Source organism: Azospirillum argentinense (genome assembly GCF_000632475.1).
GTDB classification, from domain to species: Bacteria; Pseudomonadota; Alphaproteobacteria; order Azospirillales; family Azospirillaceae; genus Azospirillum; species Azospirillum baldaniorum.
Window position 1 is genome coordinate 1,722,709 of the sequence record NZ_CP007794.1, and the last position, 25,807, is coordinate 1,748,515.

At 67.7% G+C, this 25,807-nt stretch carries 20 protein-coding genes and 1 tRNA gene; 11 read left to right on the forward strand and 10 right to left on the reverse strand.

The window, feature by feature from the left end:
• Positions 1–46 precede the first annotated feature (46 nt).
• The gene (locus ABAZ39_RS37105; RefSeq protein ID WP_040134914.1) at positions 47–2,254 is read left to right on the forward strand and encodes a hypothetical protein; all 2,208 of its coding nucleotides are present in this window, start codon (positions 47–49) and stop codon (positions 2,252–2,254) included.
• A 94-nt stretch (positions 2,255–2,348) separates the two neighbouring features.
• On the opposite strand, the gene ABAZ39_RS21850 is transcribed toward ABAZ39_RS37105, so the two are convergent.
• Positions 2,349–2,435 (reverse strand) — tRNA-Leu (locus ABAZ39_RS21850).
• Positions 2,436–2,853: 418 nt separating this feature from the next.
• Here ABAZ39_RS21850 and ABAZ39_RS21855 point away from each other — a divergent pair.
• The 7 genes from ABAZ39_RS21855 to ABAZ39_RS21885 all read left to right on the forward strand — a co-directional run bounded on the left by ABAZ39_RS21855 (position 2,854) and on the right by ABAZ39_RS21885 (position 10,618).
• Positions 2,854–3,603 (forward strand): FadR/GntR family transcriptional regulator, encoded by a 750-nt coding sequence (locus ABAZ39_RS21855; protein WP_247881682.1) that lies wholly within the window; start codon positions 2,854–2,856, stop codon positions 3,601–3,603.
• 32 nt (positions 3,604–3,635) lie between these two features.
• Entirely contained in the window at positions 3,636–4,652 is a 1,017-nt protein-coding gene (locus ABAZ39_RS21860) for a zinc-binding alcohol dehydrogenase family protein (RefSeq protein ID WP_307832782.1), read from the forward strand.
• A gap of 221 nt (positions 4,653–4,873) precedes the next feature.
• The gene (locus ABAZ39_RS21865) at positions 4,874–5,782 is read left to right on the forward strand and encodes a C4-dicarboxylate TRAP transporter substrate-binding protein (RefSeq protein ID WP_247881735.1); all 909 of its coding nucleotides are present in this window, start codon (positions 4,874–4,876) and stop codon (positions 5,780–5,782) included.
• 59 nt (positions 5,783–5,841) lie between these two features.
• Positions 5,842–6,312 (forward strand): TRAP transporter small permease, encoded by a 471-nt coding sequence (locus ABAZ39_RS21870; RefSeq protein ID WP_040134921.1) that lies wholly within the window; start codon positions 5,842–5,844, stop codon positions 6,310–6,312.
• Positions 6,309–7,583 (forward strand): TRAP transporter large permease, encoded by a 1,275-nt coding sequence (locus ABAZ39_RS21875; RefSeq protein WP_040134923.1) that lies wholly within the window; start codon positions 6,309–6,311, stop codon positions 7,581–7,583. Before ABAZ39_RS21870 ends, ABAZ39_RS21875 begins: the two co-directional genes overlap by 4 nt.
• 51 nt (positions 7,584–7,634) lie before the next feature.
• Positions 7,635–9,122 (forward strand): UxaA family hydrolase, encoded by a 1,488-nt coding sequence (locus ABAZ39_RS21880; protein WP_040134925.1) that lies wholly within the window; start codon positions 7,635–7,637, stop codon positions 9,120–9,122.
• 32 nt (positions 9,123–9,154) lie between these two features.
• Positions 9,155–10,618, forward strand: coding sequence for a tagaturonate reductase (locus ABAZ39_RS21885; RefSeq protein ID WP_040134926.1), 1,464 nt, complete (start codon positions 9,155–9,157; stop codon positions 10,616–10,618).
• Positions 10,619–10,699: 81 nt separating this feature from the next.
• Here ABAZ39_RS21885 and ABAZ39_RS21890 read toward each other — a convergent pair whose 3' ends face one another.
• The 6 genes from ABAZ39_RS21890 to ABAZ39_RS21915 all read right to left on the reverse strand — a co-directional run bounded on the left by ABAZ39_RS21890 (position 10,700) and on the right by ABAZ39_RS21915 (position 17,754).
• Complete coding sequence (locus tag ABAZ39_RS21890) at positions 10,700–11,125, reverse strand: NUDIX hydrolase (protein WP_040135837.1); 426 nt, start codon at positions 11,123–11,125, stop codon at positions 10,700–10,702.
• A gap of 129 nt (positions 11,126–11,254) precedes the next feature.
• Complete coding sequence (gene dgcN, locus ABAZ39_RS21895) at positions 11,255–12,268, reverse strand: N-acetyltransferase DgcN (RefSeq protein ID WP_040134928.1); 1,014 nt, start codon at positions 12,266–12,268, stop codon at positions 11,255–11,257.
• Between the two features lie 50 nt (positions 12,269–12,318).
• Complete coding sequence (locus ABAZ39_RS21900) at positions 12,319–14,394, reverse strand: TRAP transporter permease (protein WP_051658344.1); 2,076 nt, start codon at positions 14,392–14,394, stop codon at positions 12,319–12,321.
• Between the two features lie 236 nt (positions 14,395–14,630).
• Positions 14,631–15,617 (reverse strand): TAXI family TRAP transporter solute-binding subunit, encoded by a 987-nt coding sequence (locus tag ABAZ39_RS21905; protein WP_014197519.1) that lies wholly within the window; start codon positions 15,615–15,617, stop codon positions 14,631–14,633.
• A 147-nt stretch (positions 15,618–15,764) separates the two neighbouring features.
• On the reverse strand, positions 15,765–16,628 hold the full coding sequence (fghA, locus tag ABAZ39_RS21910; RefSeq protein ID WP_040134930.1) for an S-formylglutathione hydrolase: 864 nt from the start codon (positions 16,626–16,628) through the stop codon (positions 15,765–15,767).
• Positions 16,629–16,635: 7 nt separating this feature from the next.
• Complete coding sequence (locus tag ABAZ39_RS21915; protein ID WP_040134931.1) at positions 16,636–17,754, reverse strand: S-(hydroxymethyl)glutathione dehydrogenase/class III alcohol dehydrogenase; 1,119 nt, start codon at positions 17,752–17,754, stop codon at positions 16,636–16,638.
• 131 nt (positions 17,755–17,885) lie between these two features.
• On the opposite strand from ABAZ39_RS21915, the gene ABAZ39_RS21920 reads away from it, so the two are divergent.
• The gene (locus ABAZ39_RS21920; RefSeq protein ID WP_040134933.1) at positions 17,886–18,788 is read left to right on the forward strand and encodes a LysR substrate-binding domain-containing protein; all 903 of its coding nucleotides are present in this window, start codon (positions 17,886–17,888) and stop codon (positions 18,786–18,788) included.
• 220 nt (positions 18,789–19,008) lie between these two features.
• The gene (locus ABAZ39_RS34595) at positions 19,009–20,631 is read left to right on the forward strand and encodes a calcium-binding protein (protein ID WP_160174848.1); all 1,623 of its coding nucleotides are present in this window, start codon (positions 19,009–19,011) and stop codon (positions 20,629–20,631) included.
• 69 nt (positions 20,632–20,700) lie between these two features.
• Here the strand turns inward: ABAZ39_RS34595 and ABAZ39_RS21930 are convergent, their stop codons facing one another.
• The 3 genes from ABAZ39_RS21930 to ABAZ39_RS21940 all read right to left on the reverse strand — a co-directional run bounded on the left by ABAZ39_RS21930 (position 20,701) and on the right by ABAZ39_RS21940 (position 24,512).
• On the reverse strand, positions 20,701–21,936 hold the full coding sequence (locus tag ABAZ39_RS21930) for a YeeE/YedE family protein (RefSeq protein WP_051658345.1): 1,236 nt from the start codon (positions 21,934–21,936) through the stop codon (positions 20,701–20,703).
• 128 nt (positions 21,937–22,064) lie between these two features.
• Positions 22,065–23,312 carry a cation:proton antiporter gene (locus ABAZ39_RS21935; RefSeq protein ID WP_040134937.1) on the reverse strand — a complete coding sequence of 416 codons (1,248 nt, stop codon included), beginning with the start codon at positions 23,310–23,312 and terminating at the stop codon, positions 22,065–22,067.
• Between the two features lie 63 nt (positions 23,313–23,375).
• Positions 23,376–24,512, reverse strand: a complete 1,137-nt coding sequence (locus tag ABAZ39_RS21940; RefSeq protein WP_247874902.1) for an MBL fold metallo-hydrolase — start codon at positions 24,510–24,512, stop codon at positions 23,376–23,378.
• Positions 24,513–24,577: 65 nt separating this feature from the next.
• Here ABAZ39_RS21940 and ABAZ39_RS21945 point away from each other — a divergent pair, with 65 nt between their 5' ends.
• Positions 24,578–25,660, forward strand: coding sequence for an ABC transporter ATP-binding protein (locus tag ABAZ39_RS21945; protein WP_040134939.1), 1,083 nt, complete (start codon positions 24,578–24,580; stop codon positions 25,658–25,660).
• Positions 25,661–25,807: the final 147 nt, after the last annotated feature.

Below are 25,807 nucleotides of genomic sequence, written 5' to 3' on the forward strand. Positions count from 1 at the left end.
GGCCTCTTCCTGTGCCGGCGCCCCTGTTCGCGGACACGCACGCCCCATGCCCGACAGCCTCGATTTCGACCGGAACGATCTCGGCCCCACCGACCCAGGGTCGAACCATCTGCGCCCCGACGATCCGCACCGGCCCGGTCCCAGCCCGTCCGTTCCGCCGGCTATGGTTCCGCCAGCCACCGTTCCACCGGCCACCGTTCCACCGGCCACGGTCCCGCAGACCGCCCTGATCCGGCGGCTGCGCCGGGCGGCCTCCGGCAACGTCCCGGCGCCGGAAGGCGTGACGCTCCGCCAAGCCCAGCAGCGCGAGATGATGGTCGGCGCCCACCTGACCCTGAGCATCGACTGGGCGACCGAGGTGGAAGTCCGGCTGGGCGCCGAGATGGTGCGCTTCGCCATCTATTGCCGCAACGCCGCCGAACTGAACGCGACGCTGGCCCGCGATCTGGACGCCGAAGCCGCCTCGCTGGAGACGGCCCACCGCTTCGCCACGCTGCTCGGCCCGCTGGACGAGCGGGTCGAGGCGATGGCCGCGGCGGAGGACCCGCTGCCGCCTCTGCCCTCGCTGCGCGGCCCCTACTACCTGCATGAGGTCTGCACCGGCTGCAACGGCGGCGGGGTGCGGGCCTGCGGCGGCGACGGCTGCCGCGGCGGCAAGATCCGCTGCACCCACAGCGCGACCGCCGAGACGCCGGATTGCCCGGAGTGCGGCGGGCGCGGCCAGCACCGCTGCCCGGTCTGCACGGGCGAGGGGGTGGTCGCCTGCGAGGCCTGCAGCGGGGTCGGGCAGTTCACCCACATCCATCACCCCCGCCTCACCGCCCACCCCTCCTACAGCCTGACCGCCCCGCCGGATGCTCCGGCGGCGGTACGGATGGCGCTTGAGGAGGCCGGCTTTGCCGGTTTCGCGGCGCTCGCCAACCCCACGCCCGCCACGGTGCGCCATTCCGGCACACAGCTCCTCTACCAGCGCAGCGGCACGCTGACGGTGGTCGCGCTGTCCTGGGAATGCGACGGCGTGCCGTTCGAGGTGGAGACCGTCGGGTCGGACGGCGACTCGGCTCCCCTTCCACCCTTCCTGGACACCGTGCTGGCCCCGGTGCTGGCGCGCATCGCGGCGCTGCCACCCGCCGACGCCTTCGCCCTGGCCGGCGCCTACCGCCTGACCCGCTCCGTCGCGGAGGCGGTGCTGGACGGCCGGGAGCCGGACGCCGCGGCGATCGTGGCCGACCATGAGGGGTGCGTCAGCCCCGCCTTCGTGAAGGACATCGCCGCCGTGCTGGCGGAGCGCTTCGCCGAGACCAGCCGCACCGCCGTGGCACGGAGCTGGATCGCCGCGGCGGGTCTGCTCGCCCTGGTCCTGCTGCTGGTGGCGGGGGTGGACGGCCCCGCCCTGCTGACCGGAGCGACGCCCGAACAGCCCGCCCCGGCGGCGCTGCGGTTGGGCTGGGACATCGGGCTCCCCATCATTGCCGGGCTGGGCCTGTGGATGCTGGTGCGCGGGGTAGTGCGCGGGGCGCTCGGCGCGGCCTTCGGCGGGACGGTCCGCGCACCGGACCAGGGCTCCTGGCCGCTCGTCCTGCTGTCCGCCGCGGCGGCGCTCCATCTCGGTCTGCTGACGTGGTGGAACGGCGGGCCGGGCTTCAGCCGGCTGAATCACCGACTTGACGTGGAGGCGATCACCGAAGGGCGCGCGCCGATGCCCACCCCACGCGTCCTGACGCCAGAGGAGCGGATCATGGCGGCGCAGCGGGCGCTGGCCCGGCTGGGGCGCTACGATGGGGCGATCGACGGCAAGATGGGTGAAGGCACGCGGACCGGGCTCGCCAGCCTGACCGGGCTGATCGACACGCCGCCGGGGGTGGCGCCCGAAGACCCGCTGGATCTGGCGGTTGCCATCGCCGCCGACCGGGTGGCCGTCAATGTGCGGACTCCGGAACTGCTGGTCGGGCCGGGCTGGAGCAACGCCACCCGCCTGCGCATGAACCAGGACGACCAGCCGCAGGTCGCCGGGGCCTTCCTGGGGGCGCTGGCCGCGTCGGGCACGGAGCGGGCGTCCGTCGGCCAGGAGTGGATGTCGGGCGACCGCTTGCGGTCCGGCGTGATCACCGTGACGGGCCGCATCGCCGACCCGAAGGACCGCGGCCGCCTGTGCTTCGGCCTGACCCACGTTGTGACCACCCCCGCCGGCCGGGACGCCGGAACGCCGCTGCGCACCTGCCGGACCGCCGGAAACTGGACCCTTGAGGAATGACGGAGACGGCAAGGCCCGCTCCGTGCGGGCATGAAAAAGGGGCCTGAAAGGCCCCGATTTTCATTTTCGTTCGGCGATGCGCCGACGATAAGGATGGTGCGGTCGAGAAGACTCGAACTTCCACAGCATTTCTGCCACAGCGACCTCAACGCTGCGCGTCTACCAATTCCGCCACGACCGCGACTTCATCGTTCGAATGGCCCGGACACAACGGCCCAACCCATTGAATTAACTTGCTTTCCTAGGCGGGACGTTACGCGGCGCCGCTTCGGATTGCAACAACTTTCTGATGGTGCGGCCAAGCCGCCGGCGGGCCTTTCCGCCCGCACGCGCCCCATCCCTGCGCGCCGCGCCCTGTTATCGCATTCCCGAGAGAGAAGCAAGCGGCATGCAAGGCCCGAAGCCGGTCAGCGGTCGAGCACCCACGCTTCACATCCAATGATTGATTTTTACCAAATCAACGACGCCTTACAAGAGATCATCGCGCGCAGGGATGCCGCAAAGCACGATGATGCAGCGCAAAAATTTGGCTTCATGCGTTAGCAGCGCTGTTTTCGACATTTTGTGACTCCTTTTGCCGTTTTCCGCTCTGAGGCGCGGTGCTATCGTTCGCCATCAGTTGTCCAATTGTTGGACCAAACTCAGGCGGCGCGATCATGAACGGCGTCTCAACCGTCAAAGCCATCTTCGAAGAGCTTCGCAAGGAGATCCCCGAGCGCTATCAGCCCGGCGATCTGCTTCCGAACGAACGCCTGCTGGCCGAACGGTTCGGCGTCAGCCGCAACACCATCCGCGAAGTCATCATCTTCCTCGAAGCCTACGGCTTGGTCGAAAAGACGCAGCGCGGCCCGCGCGCCAGCAAACCGGACATCGAGGCGATGTTCCGTATTCTCGATCAATGCTTCGACCGCAGCGTCAAGACCTGCCGGGAAGTCTTGCAGTTCCGCCGGATCATCGAGATCGGCGTGCTGCCCGAAGTGGTTCGGCACATCACCGATGCGGAGATCGACGGGCTCAACCGTCTGGCCGAAGACATGGAGCACCAGTTGACGGTGCGCGAAGCGGCGGAGGTGGACTTCCGCTTCCACGCCGCCATCGTCGCTGCGTCCCGCAACTCCATGTTGCAGAAGATGTATCAGGCGATGTCGCAGCCGATGATCTATTACATGGAGATCGGCAAGAGCAACGCCGTGATCGGGCCGACCACGGTCGATTATCATCGCCAGATCATCGCAGCGCTGCGTGAGCGCTCCGTCGAAAAGGCCGTCGAGGCCAGCAACGCACACTTCCATTTCAGCGAGAGCGTGTTCAACCAGGAGGCGCAGCCGTCGGCTACGCCCAAGCCCTGAACACGTCCGCTTCCTAAAAAAGGACATCACCTGTGAAAGCACTGATGATCGAAGGCGTGGACGTCTGCGCGATCCACGAGGTGGCGGAGCCGACTCCGGGCCCCGGCGAGGTGCTCCTGGCCATCCGCCACGTCGCCCTGTGCGGCAGCGACCTCAGCACCTTCAAGGGGCTGAATCCGCTGGTCTCGCTGCCGCGCATCCCCGGCCACGAAATCGGCGGCGAGATCGCCGCGGTGGGTGAGGGCGTTCCGGCCGAGTATACCGTGGGCCGGCGCGCCATCGTCATTCCCTACACCGCCTGCGGCACCTGCCCGTCCTGCCGCAAGGGCCGCGTCAACGCCTGCCGCAGCAACCGTACGTTGGGCGTGCAGCAGAATGGCGGACTGGCCGAACGCATCGTCCTGCCCTACGGCAAGCTGATCCTGAACGACACGCTGGCGCCGCGCCATCTGGCGCTGGTCGAGCCGCTGTCGGTCGGCTTCCACGCCGCGGCGCGCGGCCGCGTCGAGGCGGCCGACACCGTTCTGGTGCTGGGCTGCGGCATGATCGGCATGGGCGCCATCGCCGGCTCCGTCCATCGCGGCGCCACGGTGATCGCCGTGGACATCGGCGAGGCGAAGACCGGTCTGGCCCGCCGCTACGGCGCCGCCCACACCATCGACGCCGCCAAGGAGGACGTGGCCGCCCGCGTCATGGAACTGACCAACGGCGACGGCGCCGACGTGGTGATCGAGGCGGTCGGCCTGCCCGCCACCTTCACCCAGGCCATCGACCTCGTCTCCTTCGCCGGCCGCGTCGTCTACATCGGCTACGCCAAGGAGCCGGTGTCCTACAAGACACAGTTCTTCAACCTGAAGGAGCTGGACATCATGGGGTCGCGCAACGCGACCTCAGAGGATTTCCAGGCCGTCATCCGCTATCTCGAAACGCTCGATCACGCCCCCGACGACCTGATCTCCAAGGTCTTCCCCTTCGAGGAGGCCGACAAGGCCCTGCCCTATTGGGCCAAGGAGCGCGACACCACGGTCAAGGTGATGATCGAGCGCTGACCCTTCCGGCGGTGCCCACCGGGCGCCGTCACCACCAGAACTGCTGCGGCGGGACATGCCGGTCCCGCCGCCGGGTCCGGCCATGTTCGGCGGGACCCGTCCATGAGCCACGTCCGCAGACGGGCTCCCCGGCATCCACTATGGAGGAAATAACAATGAAGCGCTTTTTGGCGTCTGCCCTTGCCGCGTGCGTGCTGTCGATCGGTGCCGCGTCCGGCGCCATGGCCAAGACCGAGATCATGGTCGCCTATGAGAACAACCCGGGCGAGCCGCTCGACCGGGTGATGCATCACTGGGCCGACCTTCTGAAGGAGAAGAGCAAGGGCGAGATCACCCTGAAGCTGTTCCCCAGCTCCCAGCTGGGCGCCAAGAAGGACGTGATGGAACAGGCGATGATGGGGATGAACGTCATCACCCTGACCGACGTCGGCTTCCTGCAGGACTACGACGCCGACCTCGGCGTTCTCTTCGGCCCGTACCTGACCGACGATCCCCAGAAGCTCTTCAAGATCTACGAGAGCGACTGGTTCAAGAAGAAGGACGAGGGGCTGCGCAAGAAGGGCGTGCACATCGTCATGTCCAACTACCTGTACGGCGTGCGCCACATCCTCGCCAAGAAGCCGATCAACACGCCCGAAGACCTCAAGGGCATGAAGATCCGCGTCCCGAACAACGTGATGCAGATCAAGACGATCGAGGCGATGGGCGCCACCGCGACCCCGATGCCGCTGGGCGAGGTCTATCCGGCCCTGACCACCGGCCTGATCGACGGCGTGGAGAACCCGATCTCCGTGCTGTACGGCGCCAAGCTGCATGAGCAGGCCAAGTATCTCAGCCTCGTCGGCTATCTGACCAACACCTCGGTGTGGGTCGGCGGCGAAGCCTTCTTCAGCAAGCTGCCGGCGGACGTCGTGAAGATGGTCCACGAGACCGGCTACGAGGCCGGTCTCTACAGCCAGAAGCTGGCCGCCGAGCAGGACGCCGAGTTCATCGAGAAGATGAAGGCGACCGGCGTCACCGTGGTCCAGCCGGACCCGGCGCCGTTCCGCGAGGCCACCAAGGTCGTCTACACCCAGTTCCCCAAGTGGTCGGCTGGCCTGTACGAACAGATCCAGAAGGATCTCAAGTAAAAAATAAGGAAATCCGGGCGGAGCCTCCGTTCCGCCCGGATCGTCTGGAGGATTGTGCCATGGAGTTGATCCGGCGTTTGCCGTCGGTCGTCGCGGGAACCGCGCTGGCCGGTCTGGTGGTGATGACCATCGTGGCGGTGATTGCGCGCTATGTCTTCGACGCCCCGCTGCATTGGGGCGAGGAAATGTCCGGGCTTTTGATGATCTGGATCATCATGATCGGCGCCATCGTCGCCGAGCGTGACGGCCAGCATCTGGAAATCCCGCTGTTCGTGGACCTGCTGCCCACCCGCATCCGGGCGGCGGTCGATCTGGCCATTTCGGCCCTGTCGATCCTGGTTCTCGGCTATGCCGGCTGGCTCGGCTACCTGCTGGCCCAGAGCGCCCAATACAAGCTGACGGAAATTCTTCAGATCTCCTGGTTCTGGATCGACATTGCCGTTCCGGTCGGTGCGGCTGGCCTCGTCGCCTATCTTCTGCACCGCTGCTTTATTGACATCATGGTGATCGTGAAGGGGGAAGCGCCATGAGTTGGCCCGTCATCATTCTTGTTATGCTTTGTCTTTTCGCTTTGAACATGCGAATCTACATTGCAATTTTCGCATCGGTTCTTGTCTATTTCGTGTTCTTCAGCCCGGTTCCGGACCAGATCGCGGTGCAGCGGCTGATCGGCGCCTCGCAGAACCTGTCCCTCCTGGCGATCCCCTTCTTCATCCTGCTCGGCACGCTGATGGATCACACCGGCGTGGCCAAGCGCCTGCTGCGCGTGGCCGATCTGCTGGTCGGCAAGTTCACCGGCGGCATGGCCCTGACCAACATCATGCTGAGCACGCTGCTGGGCGGCGTCAGCGCCTCCAACCTCGCCGACAGCGCCATGCTCACCCGCATGCTGGTGCCGGAGATGGAGCGCAAGGGCTACAACCGCGCCTTCGCCGCCGCCGTCACGGCGTCGGGCGCGCTGGTCACGCCGATCATCCCGCCGGGCATCGCGCTGATCATCTACGGCCTTGTCGCCGACGTCTCCATCGGCGCCATGTTCATGGCCGGCATTCTGCCCGGCATCGTCATGGCCATCATGCTGATGGGCGCCGCCTACATCGTGTCCAAGCGCAACGGCTATCCGCCGTCCCGCGACAGCTGGCCCACCGCCTCGGAGACCACCAGCGCGCTGGTCGGCGCCTGGCCGGTGCTGGTTCTGCTGGTCGCCATCATCGGCGGCATCCGCGCCAACATCTTCACCCCGACCGAAGCCGGCGCGGTGGCGGTGCTGATCGTCCTGGTGATCGGTTTCGTGATCTACCGCGAGATGCGCGTCGCCCATGTGCTGGACGCCCTGGTCGGCACCTTCAAGGCCACCTCCTCGGTCATGCTGGTCATCATGGCCTGCTCGGCCCTGGCCTGGGTGCTGTCGCTGGAGCAGGCGGCGCAGCAGCTGGCGACCTTCATCACGGCGCTGACCGACAACAAGTACGTCTTCCTGATCATCCTCAACCTGCTGCTGCTGTTCCTCGGCATGCTGATCGAGGGCAACGCGATCCTCATCGTCATGGTCCCGCTGCTGATGCCGACGGTGCACCAGCTCGGCATCGACCCGATCCATTTCGGCATCGTCGTGATCGTGAATCTCGCGGTCGGCTGTCTGACACCGCCGGTGGGCACGGTGATGCTGCTGGTCTGCAACCTCGCCAAGGTGAAGATCTCGGACTTCATGAAGCAGTCCACCCTGCTCTTCGTGGCGCTGTTCATCTCGCTCATGCTCGTCACCTTCGTGCCGGAGCTTTCGCTGCTCCTGTCCCGCTGACCCGTCCTGCCGCCCTCCCGCTTCCCTCGCTTCTCCCCCAAGGGGCCTGACATGTCGAAGTACCTGAAGATCCATTCCAGCGACACCGTCGCCGTCGCCCTGGAGCCGCTGGCCCAGGGCACCGCGATCGACGGTCTGGGCGTCGTCCTGCTCGACGAGGTGCCGCAGGGCCACAAGTTCGCCGTGACGCCGCACCAGCCGGGCGACCGGGTCATCAAGTACGGCAGCGTGATCGGCCTCGCCAAGGAGGCGATCCCGGTGGGGCGGCACATCCACACCCACAACATCGGGACCGCGCTGGGCGGCGTTCAGGACTACGCCTACGCCGGCCCGGCGAACGACGCGGCGCCGGCCAAGCGGGAGGCGCCGACCATCCAGGCCTTCGTCCGCGCCAACGGCGAGATCGGCGTGCGCAACGACTTGTGGATCATCCCGCTGGTCGGCTGCGTCAACGGCCTCGCCAAGAACGCGGCCAAGCGCTTCGAGAAGATGGGCCTGCTGCCCGAGGGCTCCCGCGTCATGGTGCTGGAGCATCCCTACGGCTGCTCGCAGCTCGGCGGCGACCTCGACAACACCCGCAACATTCTGCGCGACTTCGCCATCCACCCCAACGCCGGCGGCGTGCTGGTCATGGGGCTGGGTTGCGAGAACAACACCCGCGCCCTGTTCACCCAGGGCTTCGAGCATCCCGACCCGCGCCGCCTGCGCTACCTGACCACCCAGGAGGTGTCGGACGAGCTTGAGGCGTCGCTGGAGGCGATGACCGAGCTGGCCGCGGTGATGCGCGAGGACAAGCGCGAGCCGGTTGGCGCCGACCGCCTGCGCATCGGCCTGAAGTGCGGCGGCTCGGACGGCTTCTCCGGCATCACCGCCAACCCGCTGCTGGGCGCCCTCTCCGACTGGCTGTGCGGGATCGGCGGCGCCACCGTGCTGACCGAGGTGCCGGAGATGTTCGGCGCCGAGCATCTGCTGATGGAGCGCGCCGAGAGCCGCGAGGTCTTCGAGGGCGTCGTCACCCTGATCAACGACTTCAAGCAGTATTTCCTCGACCACAACCAGCCGATCTACGAGAACCCGTCGCCCGGCAACAAGGCCGGCGGCATCAGCACGCTGGAGGAGAAGTCGCTGGGCTGCACCCAGAAGGCCGGCCTCTCCCCGGTGCGCGACGTCATCCGCTACGCCGAGCGCATCCGCAAGCCGGGCCTGACCCTGCTGGAGGCGCCGGGCAACGACGGCGTGGCGGTCACCGCCCTGGCCGCCGCTGGCTGCCACATCGTGCTGTTCACCACCGGCCGCGGCACGCCGCTGGGCGGCGTCGTGCCGACCATGAAGATCGCCACCAACACCGCCATGGCCGAGAAGAAGCGGCATTGGATCGACTTCAACGCCGGCCCCATCGCCGAGGCCACCGCCACGGTGGACAGCCTGCTGCCGTCCTTCATCGACAGCATCCTCGCCGTCGCCAACGGCAAAGAGGCGCGCAACGAGGAGAACGACGTCCACGACCTCGTGATCTTCAAGTCCGGCGTCACGCTCTGAACCCCGCCACCTCTCAGACAAGGACGCCGACCATGCAGCGCCTGAACGCATTCTTTCTCAACGGACGGCCGCGCCCGACGACGACGCGGATCGTGCAATTCGGCGAAGGCAACTTCCTGCGCGCCTTCTTCGACTGGAAGGTCGACCGCCTGAACGAGGCCACCGGCGGCGACTGGGGCGTGACCGTCGTCCGCCCCATCCCCGGCGGCTTCCCGCAGACGCTGAACGAGCAGGAGGGCGTCTACACCGTCCTGTCGCGCGGCGTCGACGAGGCTGGCCGGAAGGTTTCGCAGGCCCGGCTGATCGGCTGCGTGCGCAACGAGATCGCGGCGCACGGCGACTGGGGGTCGGTGCTGGAGCTGGCGCGCGACCCGAACGTCACGGTCGTCGTCTCCAACACCACCGACGCCGGCATCGCCTATGTCCCGTCGGTGGCCTACGCCGACGAGCCGCCGGTCTCCTTCCCCGGCAAGATGACCCGCTTCCTGCACGAGCGCTGGAAGGCCTTCGACGGCGCGCCCGACGCCGGCCTGCAAATGCTGGCTTGCGAGCTGATCGACCACAACGGCGAAGAGCTGAAGCGCATCGTCCTGCTGCACGCCCGCGACTGGGCGCTGGAGCCGGCCTTCATCGAGTGGATCGAGACGGCGAACGCCTTCTACAACACGCTGGTCGACCGCATCGTCCCCGGCTTCCCGCGCGCCGAGGCCGACGACCTGCGCCGCGAGCTGGGCTACGACGACAGCTTCATGGCGGCGGCGGAGCTGTTCCACCTGTTCGTGATCGAGCGCAAAGAGGGGATGCCCGCGCTGCGTCTGCCGCTGGGCGAGCATGACGAGGGCACCGTCGTCACCGCCGACGTCACCCCCTACAAGGCGCGCAAGGTCGCCATCCTCAACGGCGCCCACACCGGCCTGTGCGCCCTGGCCCTGCTGGCGGGCGTCGAGACGGTCGGCGAAGCGGTGAGCGATCCCGCCGGGGCGCGCTTCCTCGACCGGCTGCTCAACGAGGAGGTCATCCCCTTCCTCACCCTGCCGAGGCCGGAGCTGGAGGACTTCGCGGCCGCCGTGCTGCGCCGCTTCCGCAACCCCTACATCCGGCACCTGTGGTACGACATCAGCCTGAACGGCCTCGTGAAGTACCAGACCCGCAACCTGGACCGGCTGCTCGCCTACCGGGAGCGGTTCGGACGGCCGGCGCCGCTGATGAGCCTGTCGCTGGCCGCCTGGCTGGCCTTCTATCTCGGCCGCTTCCCCGGCGCCGACACACTGCCGCCGCGCGACTCCGCCGAGATCGTCGAGCGTGTCCGCGCCATCGGCGCCCTGGACGACGGCACCCCGGCGGGGCTGGAGGCGATGGTCGCCGCTTATCTGGGCGAGACGGCCTTCTGGGGCTGCAGCATCGACGACCGCTCGCTGCGCGCCCAGGTGATCGAGGACATCCGCTTCCTGACGGACGAGCCCTTCACCTTCGCCCGCCTTGCCGCAAGGCTGTAGGGCAGACAGCGAAAGGCCCCTTCCGCCGGTGCGGAAGGGGCCTTTTTCTTTGAGAACCGCGTTGTGTTGCGCCGGTCCGGCTCAGTCCGGCGGGATGCCCAGCCGCAGCAGCATCTCCACGAGGCCGCTTTCCCCGACGGCCAGGGCGGCCTGCGACGGGGTCATCCAGCGGCGCTCGCGCTGGCCCTTCTCCGGCCACTCGTCCAGCATCTCGTCGACTTCCAGCAGGAAGACGGTCACCGCGCACAGGACAGACTTGTTGACGCTGAGCCGCTTCATGTAGCGGAAATTGCCGAAGGGCCGGTGATCGACGGTGCCCCGCACGCCGGCTTCCTCGTAGGCCTCCCGCGCCGCCATGTCGCAGGGCTTCACGCCCTCCTCCGCCCACCCCTTGGGGATGATCCACCGCTTGGTTTCCCGCGACGTGACCAGCAGGATTTCCGGCCGGCCGTTGCGAAGGCGGAAAGGAAGGGCGGCGTATTGGGTGGCGGGAGTGCGGTTGCTCATCATATCCAAGTGGGGAGGCCGGACCCGCGATCCAATTCGGCTGAACGGGATGGCGGGCGATCATTCTTATGACGATGGGCGGCTGTGCTTCGTGCCGTCCATCGGCACCATGATCATCCCCTATTAACGTTACTCAGTGGCAAATTCTTCCGTCAGACGGTCAATAATTTCGCCTACGCCAAACCGGATAGGGTCACTGGCCGGAAGGTCATGGGCCTTGGCCGCCGCCTCCAGGCAGGCGCGCGCCTCGTCCTCGCCATAGGCCTTGGTGTTGATGGCGATTCCGACCGGGCGGATGGCCGGGTTGGTCAGCCGTCCGCAGCGGATCGTCAGGTCGATGACTTCCTGGATCGACGGCAGCGGGTGCTGCACGCCGCGCATGGTGCTGCGGGTCGGCTCGTGGCAGACGACGAAGGCGTCGGGCTGGGCGCCGTGCAGCAGCCCCAGCGACACGCCCGCGAAGGAGGGGTGGTAGAGCGAGCCCTGCCCCTCGATCAGATCCCAATGGGCCGGATCGGCCGCCGGGGCGATCCATTCCACGGCGCCGGAGATGAAGTCCGCCACCACCGCGTCGATGGCGACCCCGCGGCCGGAGATGAAGACACCGGTCTGGCCGGTGGCCCGGAAATCCGCGTCCATGCCGCGGGCGCGCATCTCCTTTTCCAGGGCCAGCGCCGTGTACTTCTTGCCGACGGAGCAGTCGGTGCCGACCGTCAGCAGGCGCCGGCCCGGACGCTTGGTCCCCTTGCCGGTGGCGAAGCGCTGGTCGGAATGGCGGACGTTGAAGAGCTGGCGGCCGTGGCGCGCCGCCGCCTCGGCAATCGCCGGGATGCTTTCCAGCCGGGTGTGCAGGCCGCTCGCCACGTCCATGCCGGACTCGATGGCCTGGACGATGAAGCTCGTCCAATGCTCCGGCAGGACGCCGCCGGCGTTCACCACGCCGACCACCAGCGTGCGGGCGCCCTGCCCCGCCGCCTCGGCGATGGTCATGTCAGGGATGCCGAGGTCGGCCTTGCAGCCCTCCAGCCGGATCTGGCCGAGGCACCAGTCGCGCCGCCAGTCCACGATGCCCTGCGCCGTCTTGGCGCCGAGCTGGTCCTGAACATCGCCGAGGAACATCAGGTAGGGATGGGGAATGTTCATTTGTCGGGTCCTCTCGAAGAGACCGGTTGTTCTTCAGGCGGGCTCGGGCGTCAGGCCGGCTCTGGCGTCAGGCGGCGGGCGGACATCTGGCGGAGCAGGACGGGCACGATCAGCGCCAGCCCCAGCAACGACGAATACAACTCCGGCGTCACCAGCAGAATGGCGGCGATGCCGAGCATCACCCGCTCCCAGGTCCGCATGTTGGTCAGCAGCCAGCCTGTCAGGGTGGCGCCCAGACAGACGATGCCGACGATGCAGCCGAGGAAGGCGATGAAGAAGTCCGGCCAGTTGAAGCCCGGCGCCACCAGCAGCAACGACGGCGAGAAGACGAAGACGAAGGGCACCAGCGCCTTCGCCAAGCCCAGCCGGAAGGCGGTGTTGCCCGTCTTGAAGGGGTCGGCCCCCGCCATGCCCGCCGCCGCGTAGGCGGCCAGCGCCACCGGTGGCGTGATGTCGGCCAGCACGCCGTAATAGAAGACGAAGAAGTGCGCGACGATCGGCGCCACGCCCAGCAGGCCGAGCGCCGGGGCGGCGATGGTCGCCATGATGATGTAGTTGGCCGTCGTCGGAATGCCGCAGCCCATCAGAATGCAGACCACGCCGGTCATGATCAGCGTGAACAGCAGCGTCAGAGCCTTGGCGTCGGCCAGCCAGCCCGGCAGGAAGGCCCCCGCCCACACCGCCATCTCGCCCGCGGTGGAGGTGACGATGTAGGAGATCTTGAAGCCGACGCCGGTCAGCGTGACCACGCCGACGATGATGCCCACCGTGGCGGCGGCGGCGCCGACCGCCAGCGCGTATTTGGCGCCGTCGCGCAGCCCGTCCAGAACCTCCCAGATGGTCATGCGCTTGCGCGGGTTCAGCAGGCCGACCGCGATGCACAGGGTGATGCCCCAGAAGGCCGCCATGTAGGGCGTGTAGCCGGCGATCAGGATGCCGATCAGCACGACCAGCGGAATGACCGTCGGCCAGTCGCGGCGGAAGGCCTCCTTCAGATCCGGCATCTCGTCGGGGCGCAAACCGCGCAGGCCGTTGCGCTTGGCCTCGAAATGCACCTGCACCAGCACGCCGAAGAAATGCATGAAGGCCGGGACGATGGCCGCCATGATGATGGTCGTGTAGGGCAACCCCAGGAACTCGATCATCAGGAAGGCGGCGGCGCCCATGATCGGCGGGGTGATCTGCCCACCGGTGGAGGCCGTCGATTCCACGGCGGCGGCGAAATGCGGCTTGTAGCCCATCCGCTTCATCGCCGGGATGGTCAGCGAGCCCACCGTCACCGTGTTGGCGACCGAGGAGCCGGAAATCATACCGAACAGCGCCGACCCGAAGATGGCGACCTTGGCGGGACCGCCGGCGTAGCGCCCGGCCACCCAGGCCGCGCAGTCGAGGAAGAGCTGCCCCAGCCCGATGCGCGTGGCGAAGACGCCGAACAGCACGAAGTGGAAGACGTAGGTCGCCACCACGCCCAGCGCGATGCCGTAAACGCCCTGCGTCGTCAGATAGAGATGGTCGACGAGCTGCGAGACCGTGGCGCCGGGATGCTTCAGCAGCCCGGGCATCTGCGGCCCCCAGATCGCGTAGCTCATGAAGATCAGCGAAATGATCGGCAGCGGCCAGCCGACCGAGCGGCGGGTCGCCTCCAGCAACACGACGATCAGGATGGAGCCGAGGACGACGTCGGTGGTGGTCGGGTTGCCGACGCGGAAGGCCAGATCGTCGAGCGGGATCAGCGGGACGTGCATCACCGCGACGACCGCGCCGATGGCCAGCGCCCAGTCCTGAAGGCCGATGCCCAGCGGGCGCAGCAGCGTGCCCATCACCGGCTCGCCGTAGCCGCGCTTGGTGAAAGGGAAGACCAGGAAGACGAGGCCCAGCACGAAGGAGAGATGGATGCCGCGATGCTCCATCTCCGGCAGCAGGCCGAAGCCGGCGGTGTAATAGTGGAACAGCGACAGAATGATCAGCAGCCCGCCGACCAGCTTCCCCGCCAGCGGCGACAGCGGCCGGAAGCGGATTTCGGAGTCGAACTTCTCCTCCAACTCCCGCGCCTTGGCCTCGTCGAGTTCCATGGACGCGGAATCCAGCCGGATGTCGGATGGCGGATCGCGATGGGTATCGGTCATGGATGCTCCATTCCCCTCTCCCCTCTGGGGAGAGGGGTAGGGTGAGGGGGTTGCGCGTGTCGGGAAGTTCGGCAAAACCGCATCCCCCTCACCGACCCTTCGGGCCACCCTCTCCCCAATTTCGGCGGACCGAAGGTCCGCCTGTCGCGTCAGCGCAAACTTCGTTTGCGCGCGAGCGGAGGGGAGAGGGTTGTACTGGTCGGATGCGGCATGAGAAAATGTAAGGAGAGCGCGCCTTACTTCAGGACGCCCTGTTCCTTGTAGAACTTCTCCGCACCCGGATGCAGCGGGATGCCCAAGCCGTTGGTCGCCGTCTGCAACGTGACGAGCTTGCCCTTGGCGTGGCCGGCTTCGAGCGCGGCGCGGCTCTTCTCGTTGTAGAGCGTCTTGACGATGTTGTAGACGAGGTCGTCCGGCTGCTTGGCGCTGGTCAACCACTGGGCGTTGACGGAGATGGTCGGCGTCTCCGGAACGTCCTTGTAGGTGTTGGCCGGCACCGTGTCCTTGGCGAAGAACTGGTACTGCGCCAGCATCTTGTCGATTTCCGGCCCGGTAATCGGGACCAGCGAGATGCCCGAGGAGGTCGCGAGTTCGGAGATGGCGCCGGTCGGGTAGCCGCCGACGAAGAAGTAGGCGTCCAGCGCGCCGTCGCGCAGGCGGTCGCCCGCCGGACCCGGCTTCAGATACTCCGCCTTCACGTCCTTCTCGGTCAGGCCGAAGGCGCCGAGCACGATGCGCGAATCGACCAGCGTGCCCGAGCCCGGCTCGTCCAGCGACACCCGCTTGCCCTTCAGGTCGGCGACCGACTTGATGTTGGCGTCCTTGCGGGCGACCAGATGGATGGTTTCCGGGTAGAGCGTGGCGATGACGCGCAGGTCCTCCACCTTGCCCTTGCCCTCGAACAGGCCGGTGCCGGTGTGGGCCCAGTAGGCGACGTCCGACTGCGAGAAGCCCGACTCGGACGAACCACCCTTGATGGCGTTGATGTTGGCGACAGAACCGTTGGAGGCCACGGCGGTCGCCACCAGAGCGGGCACGCCGCCGTTGGCGCCGGAGATGACGTTGGCGATCAGCCCGCCCACCGGATAGTAGGTGCCGGCGGTGCCACCCGTGCCGATGCGGAAGAAGGCCGGGGTCTGCGCCACGGCGACGGTGGCGCCGATGGCGACCGCGCCCGCCACGGCGGCGAAGGCCAGACGGCGGGTCTTGGACATGAACTTCACGACAACCTCCCAATTATTTCGCGTCGTAACGAAATGATGCCTTTGGGTCGGAGGCTTGTCGATACGAATGGGAGACCTGTCCGGACATACGGCCCATTCCGGAAGCGGGTGAACCGTTGGGTGGGCCGTATGCCCGAACGAAACGCGTCAGTCGGCCAGCAGCGCCGCCGCGTGGTGGCGCAGATGGTCGTCGATGAAGCTGGCGATGAAGAAATAGCTGTGGTCGTAGCCCGGCTGCATCCGCAGGGTCAGCGGGTGGCCCGCCGCCTCCGCCGCCCGCTGCAGGTTCTCCGGCTTCAGCTGCTTCTCCAGGAAGCTGTCGGCGTCGCCCTGGTCCACCAGGATCGGCAGCTTCTCGGTGGCGCGGCCCAGCAGGGCGCAGCTGTCCCACTCCAGCCACGCCGCGTAGTCGGTACCGAAGAACCGCTCGAACGCCTTCTCGCCCCACGGCACGCTGGCCGGGTTGCCGATCGGCGCGAAGGCCGACACGGCGCAGTAGCGGCCGGGGTTGCGCAGGGCGCAGACCAGCGCGCCGTGCCCGCCCATGGAATGGCCGGCGATGGAGCGCCGGTCGGTCACCGGCAGCTCCGCCTCGACCAGTGCCGGCAGTTCCCGCACCACATAGTCGTGCATGCGGTAGTGCCTCGCCCAGGGCTCCCGCGTCGCGTTGACGTAGAAGCCGGCGCCCAGCCCGAAGTCCCAGGCGCCGTCCGGATCGCCGGGCACGTCGGGGCCGCGCGGGCTGGTGTCCGGCGCCACGATGGCGATGCCGAGTTCCGCCGCCATCCGCATGGCGCCGGCCTTCTGCATGAAGTTCTCATCGGTGCAGGTCAGGCCGGACAGCCAGTAGAACACCGGCACCTTGCCCGATTTGGCGCCCGATTCGGCCTGCGGCGGCAGATAGACGGCGAACACCATGTCGCAGTCCAGCACCGCGGAGCGGTGCCGGAAGCGCTTGTGCCAGCCGCCGAAGCAGCGGTTCGCCGCGATCTGGGTCAGTTGCGACTCCATCCGGTCCTCACGGGTTGTAGAGGATGACGGAACGGATGCTCTTGCCCTCGTGCATCAGGTCGAAGGCCTTGTTGATATCCTCCAGCCCCATGGTGTGGGTGATGAAGGTGTCCAACTCGAACTCGCCCTTCAGGTAGCGCTCCACGTAATCCGGCAGCTCCGACCGGCCGCGCACGCCGCCGAAGGCGGAGCCGCGCCAGACGCGCCCGGTGACCAGCTGGAACGGGCGGGTGCTGATCTCCTCCCCGGCCCCGGCGACGCCGATGATCACCGACTCGCCCCAGCCCTTGTGGCAGCATTCCAGCGCGGCGCGCATCACCTTGACGTTGCCAATGCACTCGAAGCTGTAATCGACGCCGCCGTCGGTCATCTCGACCAGAACCTCCTGGATCGGGCGGTCGTAGTCCTTCGGGTTCACCACGTCGGTGGCGCCGAGCTGCTTGGCGATCTCGAACTTGTCGGGGTTGATGTCGATGCCGATGATGCGCGACGCCTTCGCCATGACGGCGCCGATGATCGCCGACAGGCCGATGCCGCCCAGCCCGAAAATGGCGACCGTCGAGCCCGGCTCGACCTTCGCGGTGTTGCGCACCGCGCCCATGCCGGTGGTCACGCCGCAGCCGAGCAGGCAGACCTTCTCCAGCGGAGCGGCCTTGTTGATCTTGGCGACCGCGATCTCCGGCAGCACTGTGTATTCGGAGAAGGTGGAGGTGCCCATGTAGTGGAATACCGGCTGGCCCTTCGCCGTGAAGCGGCTGGTGCCGTCCGGCATCAGCCCCTTGCCCTGGGTGGCGCGGATCGCCTGGCAGAGGTTGGTCTTGCCGGACAGGCAGAATTTGCACTTGCCGCATTCCGGCGTGTAGAGCGGGATGACATGGTCGCCCACCTGGACGGAGGTGACGCCCGGCCCGACCTCCTCGACGATGCCGGCGCCCTCATGGCCCAGGATCGCCGGAAACACGCCCTCCGAATCCATGCCGGACAGGGTGTAGGCGTCGGTGTGGCAGACGCCGGTGGCGACGATGCGCACCAGAACCTCGCCCTGCTTGGGCGCCGCGACCTCGACCTCTTCGATCTCCAGGGGGCGCTTCGCTTCCCAGGCCACCGCCGCGCGTGACTTCACCATCCCACCGTCTCCATGCGTTCGCGTTTCTTTGATGATCGACGTTAGCATTCCGCGCGCGTTGACAACGCTGCAATGTTGGAGAGGATTGTTGCCGTATGGGGATAATCGGGACGGAATCGGGAGTTTGACGGGTGAGCCGCTGGGATGGCATCGACGAATTCGTGGCGGTCGCCGAGTGCGGCGGCTTCTCCCGCGCGGCGGAGCGGCTGCGCATCTCCTCCTCGCAGGTCAGCCGGCAGGTGGCGCGGCTGGAGGACCGGTTGCAGGCCCGCCTGTTCTACCGCACCACCCGCAGCGTGACTCTGACCGAGGCCGGCCGCTCCCTGCTCGCCCAGTGCCGCCGCCTGATCGAGGAGCGGGACGAGGCGCTGCTCGCCGTTAGCGACCTCCAGGCGGAGCCCAAGGGCCTGCTACGCCTCACCTGCGCCGTGGCTTACGGCGAGCGGTTCGTCGTCCCGCTGGTCAACGATTTCCTGGAGCGCCACCCCCAGCTCCGCGTCGAGATCGAGCTGACCAACCGCCGGCTGGATCTGGTGCATGAGGGGGTGGATCTGGCGGTGCGGCTGGGCCGGCTGATGGATTCCAGCCTCGTCGCCACGCGGATCGCGCCGCGGGTCATGCATCTGTGCGCCGCCCCCTCCTATCTGGAGCGGCGCGGGACGCCGCGCCGGCTGGCCGACCTCGCCGAGCACGACTGCCTGACCGGCACCGCGGACGGCTGGACCTTCGACGCGGGGTCGCTGGAGGACGGCGGGCCTGAGTGGCTGTTCCGGCCGCAGGGCCGCTGGCGCTGCAACAGCGGCACGGCGGTGCTGGACGCCGCACTGCGCGGTTTCGGGCTGTGCCAGTTGCCCGACTACTATGTGGTGGAGCATCTGACGACGGGCCGGCTGGTCTCTCTATTGGAAGCCCACCGACCGCCCAACACCGCCGTCTGGGCCGTCTACCCGCCGCAGCGCCACCTGTCGCCCAAGGTGCGGCTGCTGATCCAGCATCTCAAGGAAGGGCTGGCCCGGCGGCCGGAATACCGCTGAGGTTTGGCGCCGTCTGCTTAGACCGCGCTCCGACAAGCGATAAACCACACCTTTTTGGAGATTTTCTTTTTCATTACGCTCTTGATGCGGCGACCTGACGCATCGAATACGATGTGAAGGAGTGATGGCCGTCACAGTTTTCTGCCCTTCGTTGCCGCTACGTTTTTTATTCTGCCCCCAGAACACGAAAACAGAGCAGCGCTCAATCAGGAGACAGAAAATGGCGATCATTTCGGGAACATCGGAATCCGATTATTTGGAGGGAACACCGGATAATGATTTGATTAGCGGAGAAGAAGGCGACGACGTGCTGATCGGAGGAGACGGTGAGGATGGAATCTATGGTGGGGAAGGGCACGACACCCTAACCGGTGAGAATGGTTCTGACTTGGTCAGAGGCGACCAAGGAGACGACGTCTTGAACGGGGGGAATGGCGATGACAGCCTGTTTGGTGGAGAAGGAAATGATATCCTGGATGGGGGTGATGGCGATGACAATCTGATTGGTGAAGAAGGAAACGACACGCTTTTCGGCGGCAGTGGAGCGGATTTTTTACATGGTGGAGAAGGAGATGACACAATTTACATCGATAGCTTTGATTATTTTTTTGATGGAGGCGATGGGCACGACACCGTAATCGTACTGGGAGATGAAGGGGTTACACTCAACCTCCACCTCGCAAACTTTGAAGTCGCCTACGGGAGCGCCGGCAACGACTCGATCAACGCCGACTATGGATCGGAAAGTGTCGTCATTTACGGAAGGGACGGCAACGACACGATTCGCGGCGGCTCTGCAAACGACACCTTGTCCGGCGACAACGGAGACGATCTCCTGCAGGATGACTACGGCGACGACTCGCTTACCGGTGGGGCTGGAAACGATACGTTGCAAGGCGGCATGGACAACGACTGGCTTGCTGGTGAGGAGGGGGACGATCTCCTGCAAGGCGGCATGGGTAACGACACACTGATCGGTGGAGAGGGGGCCGACACGCTCTTGGGTGAGGAGGGCGATGACTATTTCTACATCAGCGGAAACGAGGCGGTGGTTATCGGCGGAACGGGTTTCGACACCGTCGTTATCCAACAGGACAGTCCAAGATACATAGACCTCGGCGTATGGCAGGTTGAGCGCGTCTATGGTGGTGGTGGCGACGACGTGTTCGACGCCCGCAACGTCTTTAGCGCGACCGAGATCAACGGCGGCGCCGGAAACGACACCTTCGAGGCCGGATTTGGAAGCGATGCGCTTGATGGTGGGGCCGGCACTGACACGGTGAGTTACAGCAGTTCGGTGTGGTCGGGAGTGACCGTGAACCTTGCCACCGGAACCGGAAGCGGAGGTCATGCCGATGGCGATACGTTCAACGATATTGAGAACGTCATCGGAACCAATCAAAGCGATACTCTGATTGGAAGCGCCGCAGCGAACCGACTGAGCGGTGGGGACGACAGCGACTTTCTGTATGGTGGAGACGGTGACGACACTCTCATCGGGGGACTGGGGCCCGATCGGCTGAATGGAGGCGCTGGTGCCGATGCCTTCCGCCTGGGCATCGACCTTTGGTCAGGCGACACCATCGAGGATTTCCAAAGCGGAGAGGATCGCATCGAACTGGAAGCATCGACCTTTGGTCTTCCGGTTGGCGCGCTGGATGCGAACATGTTCGCGCTGGACATGCCGGCCGACGCCGACGACCGCCTCATTTTCGATACGCTGTTCCGCACCCTGTACTATGACGCGGACGGTATTGGCTCCGGCGCAGCAATCCAGATCGCCCGATTCTATGTGGATACGCTGTCCGCTTCGGACATCGTGGTCGTGCCCTCCGGATCGTAGCGCCTTCCGATAAGGGAAGCCGGTAAGGCGTCCATCCGACGCCTTACCGGTCCTTCATTCACGATCCGCTCAGCAGGCGGTCGGACGCGGCGTGCGCTCAACCTCCAGGCCGAAGAACGGACGCAGGGCTGTGCCCAAGTAATTGCCGGCCAGCGCCGCCACGATCCACACCCAGCCGTGCAGGCTTCCCGACGCGATCCCGCTGAAATAGGCGCCGATGTTGCAGCCATAAGCGAGGCGCGAGCCGTAGCCGAGCAGAAGCCCGCCGACCACCGCCGCCACCAGCGACCGCAACGGCAGCTTCCACACCGGGGCGAACTTGCCGGCCAGACCGGCGGCGAGCAGCGCGCCCAGGATGATGCCGAAGTCCATCACCGAGGTGACGTCGGCCAGCACGCTCTCCTGCAACGCCCTGGCCTGGGCCGGCGCCTGCCAGAAGGGCCAGGAGGCGACGTCCACGCCCAGCACGGCCAGCCCCTTGCTGCCCCACAGCGCGAAGGCCGAGGTGATGCCCCACGGACGCCCGGCCAGCGCCAGCGTCGCGAAGTTCAGAACGGCCAGAGCCACCGCTCCCCAGACCAGCGGCCAGGGACCGCGCAGGAAGCGCCGCAGCCCCTCGGTCCTGGCCGGGGCGCCCTCGATCAGGCGGCCGTGGCGCCACTTTTCCAGCGCGAGGGTACCGGCATAAACGGCGGCGAAGAGGACGAGGTTGACCGCCAGCGCCACCGGCCAGCCCCAGGCGGCGACGACCGACACCGGGGCGGCGGTCCATTGCGCCTGCCACCAGGGCAGGTGATAGGCGCCCAGCACCGAGCCGACGATGAAGAAGGCCAGCGTCACGACCATGCGCGTGCTGCCGCCGCCCACCGTGAACAGCGTGCCCGAGGCGCAGCCGCCGCCGAGCTGCATGCCGATGCCGAACAGGAAGGCGCCGGCCACCACCGACAGGCCGACCGGCGACACCAGCCCCTTCACCGGCGTGCCGAACAGCGTCCCCGCCGCCAGCACCGGGAAGAACAGCGCGCAGGCCACGGCGAGCATGACCATCTGCGCCCGCAGCCCCGCCCCGCGCCGGTCCGCGATGAAGACGCGGAAGGCGGAGGTGAAGCCGAACAGCGCGTGGTAGAGCACGAGGCCCAGGGCGCCGCCCACCAGATAGAGCGCCGCCTGCCGCCCCGACACGGCGTCGCCGATCCACAGGCCGCCGCCCGCCAGGGCAAGCAGCGCCACGGTGACCACCCGCCAGTCGATGCCCGGCAGAAGCGTGGCCGAACCCGCCGCCCGGCCCAGAGTCGTGTCCGTCATCCCGACACTCCAAACAACAAAAATTATACGTTGATAAAGGCGATTGCCTGATTGGTTTCAGTAGATAATGGGATGCTTTCCACAGGAAAGGCTGTTCTGCGCATCCCTGTCCTGCGCGGGATGACCCGTCAGCCTTCGGGGAACAGGCGCCGGGCCAGCCGGCCGAGCGTCAGGCTCTGCACGATGATGGTGAAGGCGACCACGGCGTAGCAGGCGACCAGCAGCAGGTCGCGGTGTGGGTTGTCGGGCAGCGACAGAACCAGCGCCACGGCGATGCCGCCGCGCACCCCGCCCCAGGTCAGCACGGCGGTCGCCGCCGCCTTGCGCTGGCTGCGCAGATGGACGGCGACCACGGGCAGCACGCTCGCCAGCCGGGCCACCAGCGCCAGCAGCGGCGCCAGGAACGCCGCGACCATCACCGGCGCCTGCCAGGACAGCACCACCGCGGCCTCCAGCCCGACCAGCATGAACAGGATGGCGTTCAGGATGGCGTCCACCATCGACCAGAAGGCCTTCATGATGAAGCCCGTCCGCTCCGACGAGACATGGTGCTTGGCGGTGTTCCCGATCAGCAGCCCCGCCACCACGACCGCGATCGGGCCGGACAGGCCGAGCCGCTGGGCGAGGCTGTAGGTCGCCGCCGCCAAGGCGAGCGAGATCGACAGCTCCACCGCCGGATCGTCCGCCCGGCTCTTCGCCCAGAAGGCGATCGAGCCGGTCACCAGCCCGAGCAGGACGCCGCCGCCCGCCTCCTTCACGATGTCCCAGGCAACGCCCATTACCGTCACATCGGTGTCAGTCCCGGTGGCCAGCCCGAGCAGCAGGGCGAACAGCACCACCCCCATGCCGTCGTTGAACAGGCTCTCCCCCGCGATGGCGGTGCGCAGCCCTTCCGGCAGAGGCGCCTTGCGCAGAACCGCCAGCACCGCCACCGGGTCGGTCGGGGCCAGCGCCGCCCCCAGCACCAAGCACCAGATCAACGGCACCGGCTGGTCCATGGCGTCGAAGACCAGCCACATCCCGGTGCCCATGACGGTGGTCGAGATCACGACGCCCAGCGTCGCCAGCAGCGCCACCGCCCAGCGCCGCCGCCACAGCGTACCGCTGTCCTGTTCCACCGCACCGGCGAACAGCAGGAAGGCCAGCACCCCCTCCAGCAACGCTTCGGGCAGGTGGGCGCTGGTCACCAGACGCTCCTCCCAGGCGCGGATGTCGATGGCCGGCACCAGCGTCCCGACCACCGCCGTCGCGAAGGCGAAGCCGAAGGCCAGCAGGAACACCCCCGCCGTCGCCGGCAGGCCGAGCAAGCCGCGGCTGGCAAAGCTGAACAGCGCCGCCAGGGTCAGGAGGATGGACAGCAACTCGAAGGTGCCCATGGACATCCGTCGGCAAAGGGACAAGCCATGCCAACAGGATGTCCGCCGCGTTCCTCTCGCGCTTCAGACCTCCGGGTCGTCCAGACCCTCCAGGATCGCCGAGGCGAAGGCGGCCCGCCAGCCCTCCCGGTGCCGGATATCGCCGAAGGCGGGCAACACCAGTTCCGCTCCCGTGGCGGCCACCAGCGCCGTCAACTGGCGCAGCGTCGGATGGACGTTCCAGCGCCGGTAGCGGGCACGGCCGGCATCGACCAAGGTCCGCGACGGCGTGCCCGCGGCGAGGTAGCCGGTGAAGACGATGTCCGGTCCGCTTGCCTCCCCGCCCGCCCCGGCCCAGCGCTCCACCAGCTCGGCGGCGGTGCCGCTGGTGGCGTTGGGACCGGCGGCGAAGGTCACGTCGCGCGGGTCGCCCGGTTGTTTGGCGCGGTCGAGCAACCGGCGCAGCCGCTCCTCCGCGCCGGGACGCAGGGCGGTGTCGGCCTCCGCCAGCAGATGGGCGATGGCGGCGCGGTGGGCGTCGTCGATGGCCGGGACGACGCCGTGGTCCATCGCCCACAGGGCCATTTCCGGACCGCGCCCGTCCGCCGCCACCGGGAACAGAGCGCCACCCGCGTGGAGGAAGGGCTCCAGCGCGGCCAGCCGCTCCGCCTGCGGGGTGTCGTCCAGCCCGTAGGAGGCGTCGAGGATCACCCGCCGCGCCGGCGGCGGCGGGTCGAAGGGGAACAGGGCCGATTCGTCGGAATGGTCGCCCATGTAGAGAATCCCGCCATCCTCCGTACCCAGGTGGATCCACACCCCGCCCGGCGCGTGGCCGGACCGCCCGGTGGTCACCGGAACGCCCTGGATCTCCACCGTTCCGCGCACCGGCAGCGGCAGGGCCGCGACGGTCGGCGGCAGGAGGCGGGCGGCCAGCGGCGTGGCGTAGACCGGCGGGCTGCCGACCCGGTGGCGCAGGCCCAGGGCGCCGGCGTGGTCGCCGTGGGTGTGGGTGACCAGGATGGCGTCCACCCGCCCTGCGCCGCTCAACGGCGGCAGGCGCCCGGCGTCCGGCCCCTCGCCGAAGTCGAGCAGCAGCCGCGCCCCACCGATCATCGCCAGGAAGCAGGCCGGCCCCTTGTTCCCCAGCCCCGACAGGGCGCGCAGCCGGACCTTCTGCCCACGCCCCGCCACAGCCCCCGTCATCGCAGCGTCACTTGACATCACGCCCCCGTTCCGCACTGTGCCTATCCCTCGCCGCCTTCCTGAATAGCGCGACTTCCGGTGCCATGACCACTCAGACGCCTGCTCTCCTGATCGACGACGCCTCCCGCCACTATGCCGGGACGCCGGCACCCGCGGTGGACGGCGTGACCATCGACGTGGCGGCGGGGGAGTTCCTCGCCCTGCTCGGCCCGTCGGGCTGCGGGAAAAGCACGCTGCTGCGCATGGTCGCCGGGTTCGAGCGGCTGGACGGCGGGCGCATCACGGTCGGCGGCCGCACCCTGTCCGGCCCCGGCACCCACGTCCCGCCGGAAGAGCGGCGGATCGGCCTCGTCTTCCAGTCCTACGCGCTGTGGCCGCACATGACGGTGGCCGGCAACGTCGCCTACCCGCTGGAGACCGCCCGCGTTCCCCGTGCGGAGCGGGAGCGGCGGGTGCGTGCCGCGCTCGACACGGTGGGGCTGTCGGGCTTCGACGCCCGCCATCCCGCCGAGCTGTCCGGCGGCCAGCGCCAGCGCGTGGCCCTGGCCCGCTGCCTCGTGATGAGCCCGGAGCTGGTGCTGCTGGACGAGCCGCTCGCCAACCTCGACGTGCATCTGCGCGCGGCGATGGAGGAGGAGTTCGCCGACTTCCACGCCAAGACCGGCGCCACCATGGTCTACGTCACCCACGATCAGGCGGAGGCGATGGCCCTGGCGACGCGCATCGCGGTGCTCGACCACGGGCGGCTGGCCCAGGTGGCGGCGCCCCGCACGCTCTATCGGGAACCGGCAACGCGCATGGTCGCCGGCTTCGTCGGCCAGGGCGCGGTGGTGGACGGCGTGGTGACGGGTCCGGTCGCGGCCGGCCGCGCGCGGGTGCGCCTGTTCGGAGCGGAGGCGCTGGTCCGTTGCCGCCCCGGCCAGCCGGAAGGGTCGGCGCTGGCCTGCCTGCGGCCCGAGGATCTGGAGCCGGCGGCGGACGGTCCCATCGCCGCGACCGTGGTGCGCGCCGCCTACAAAGGCGGATTCGTCCTGGTGGAGGCCGAACCGCAGGCCGCACCGGGCGTGCGCCTGCTCCTGCGGGTGTCCGGCGACGCGCAGGTCGCGCCGGGCGAAGCGCTGCGCCTCGCGGTGCGTGACGGCTGGGTGGTGCCGGAGGGGGTGTGAGGGAGTTCGGGAACCGGGCTCCCACCCAACCCTCCCCCGCTCCCGCAGGGGAGGGCTTCATCTCCTCCCCTTGCGAAGCTCTCGCGCAAACCAGAGGTTTGCGCTGACGCGGCAGGCGGACCTTCGGTCCGCTGAGAGCGGGGAGAG

Excerpts from the sequence above, each read along its gene's own strand:
- ABAZ39_RS21945 (WP_040134939.1), top strand. The coding sequence starts at position 24,578 with ATGACCACTCAGACGCCTGCTCTCCTGATCGACGACGCCTCCCGCCAC.
- ABAZ39_RS21875 (WP_040134923.1), top strand. The coding sequence starts at position 6,309 with ATGAGTTGGCCCGTCATCATTCTTGTTATGCTTTGTCTTTTCGCTTTG.
- ABAZ39_RS21930 (WP_051658345.1), bottom strand. The coding sequence starts at position 21,936 with ATGACGGACACGACTCTGGGCCGGGCGGCGGGTTCGGCCACGCTTCTG.
- ABAZ39_RS21880 (WP_040134925.1), top strand. The coding sequence starts at position 7,635 with ATGTCGAAGTACCTGAAGATCCATTCCAGCGACACCGTCGCCGTCGCC.
- ABAZ39_RS21870 (WP_040134921.1), top strand. The coding sequence starts at position 5,842 with ATGGAGTTGATCCGGCGTTTGCCGTCGGTCGTCGCGGGAACCGCGCTG.
- dgcN (WP_040134928.1), bottom strand. The coding sequence starts at position 12,268 with ATGAACATTCCCCATCCCTACCTGATGTTCCTCGGCGATGTTCAGGAC.
- ABAZ39_RS21935 (WP_040134937.1), bottom strand. The coding sequence starts at position 23,312 with ATGGGCACCTTCGAGTTGCTGTCCATCCTCCTGACCCTGGCGGCGCTG.
- ABAZ39_RS21940 (WP_247874902.1), bottom strand. The coding sequence starts at position 24,512 with ATGTCAAGTGACGCTGCGATGACGGGGGCTGTGGCGGGGCGTGGGCAG.
- ABAZ39_RS34595 (WP_160174848.1), top strand. The coding sequence starts at position 19,009 with ATGGCGATCATTTCGGGAACATCGGAATCCGATTATTTGGAGGGAACA.
- ABAZ39_RS37105 (WP_040134914.1), top strand. The coding sequence starts at position 47 with ATGCCCGACAGCCTCGATTTCGACCGGAACGATCTCGGCCCCACCGAC.
- ABAZ39_RS21900 (WP_051658344.1), bottom strand. The coding sequence starts at position 14,394 with ATGACCGATACCCATCGCGATCCGCCATCCGACATCCGGCTGGATTCC.
- ABAZ39_RS21915 (WP_040134931.1), bottom strand. The coding sequence starts at position 17,754 with ATGGTGAAGTCACGCGCGGCGGTGGCCTGGGAAGCGAAGCGCCCCCTG.
- ABAZ39_RS21885 (WP_040134926.1), top strand. The coding sequence starts at position 9,155 with ATGCAGCGCCTGAACGCATTCTTTCTCAACGGACGGCCGCGCCCGACG.
- fghA (WP_040134930.1), bottom strand. The coding sequence starts at position 16,628 with ATGGAGTCGCAACTGACCCAGATCGCGGCGAACCGCTGCTTCGGCGGC.
- ABAZ39_RS21890 (WP_040135837.1), bottom strand. The coding sequence starts at position 11,125 with ATGAGCAACCGCACTCCCGCCACCCAATACGCCGCCCTTCCTTTCCGC.
- ABAZ39_RS21865 (WP_247881735.1), top strand. The coding sequence starts at position 4,874 with ATGGCCAAGACCGAGATCATGGTCGCCTATGAGAACAACCCGGGCGAG.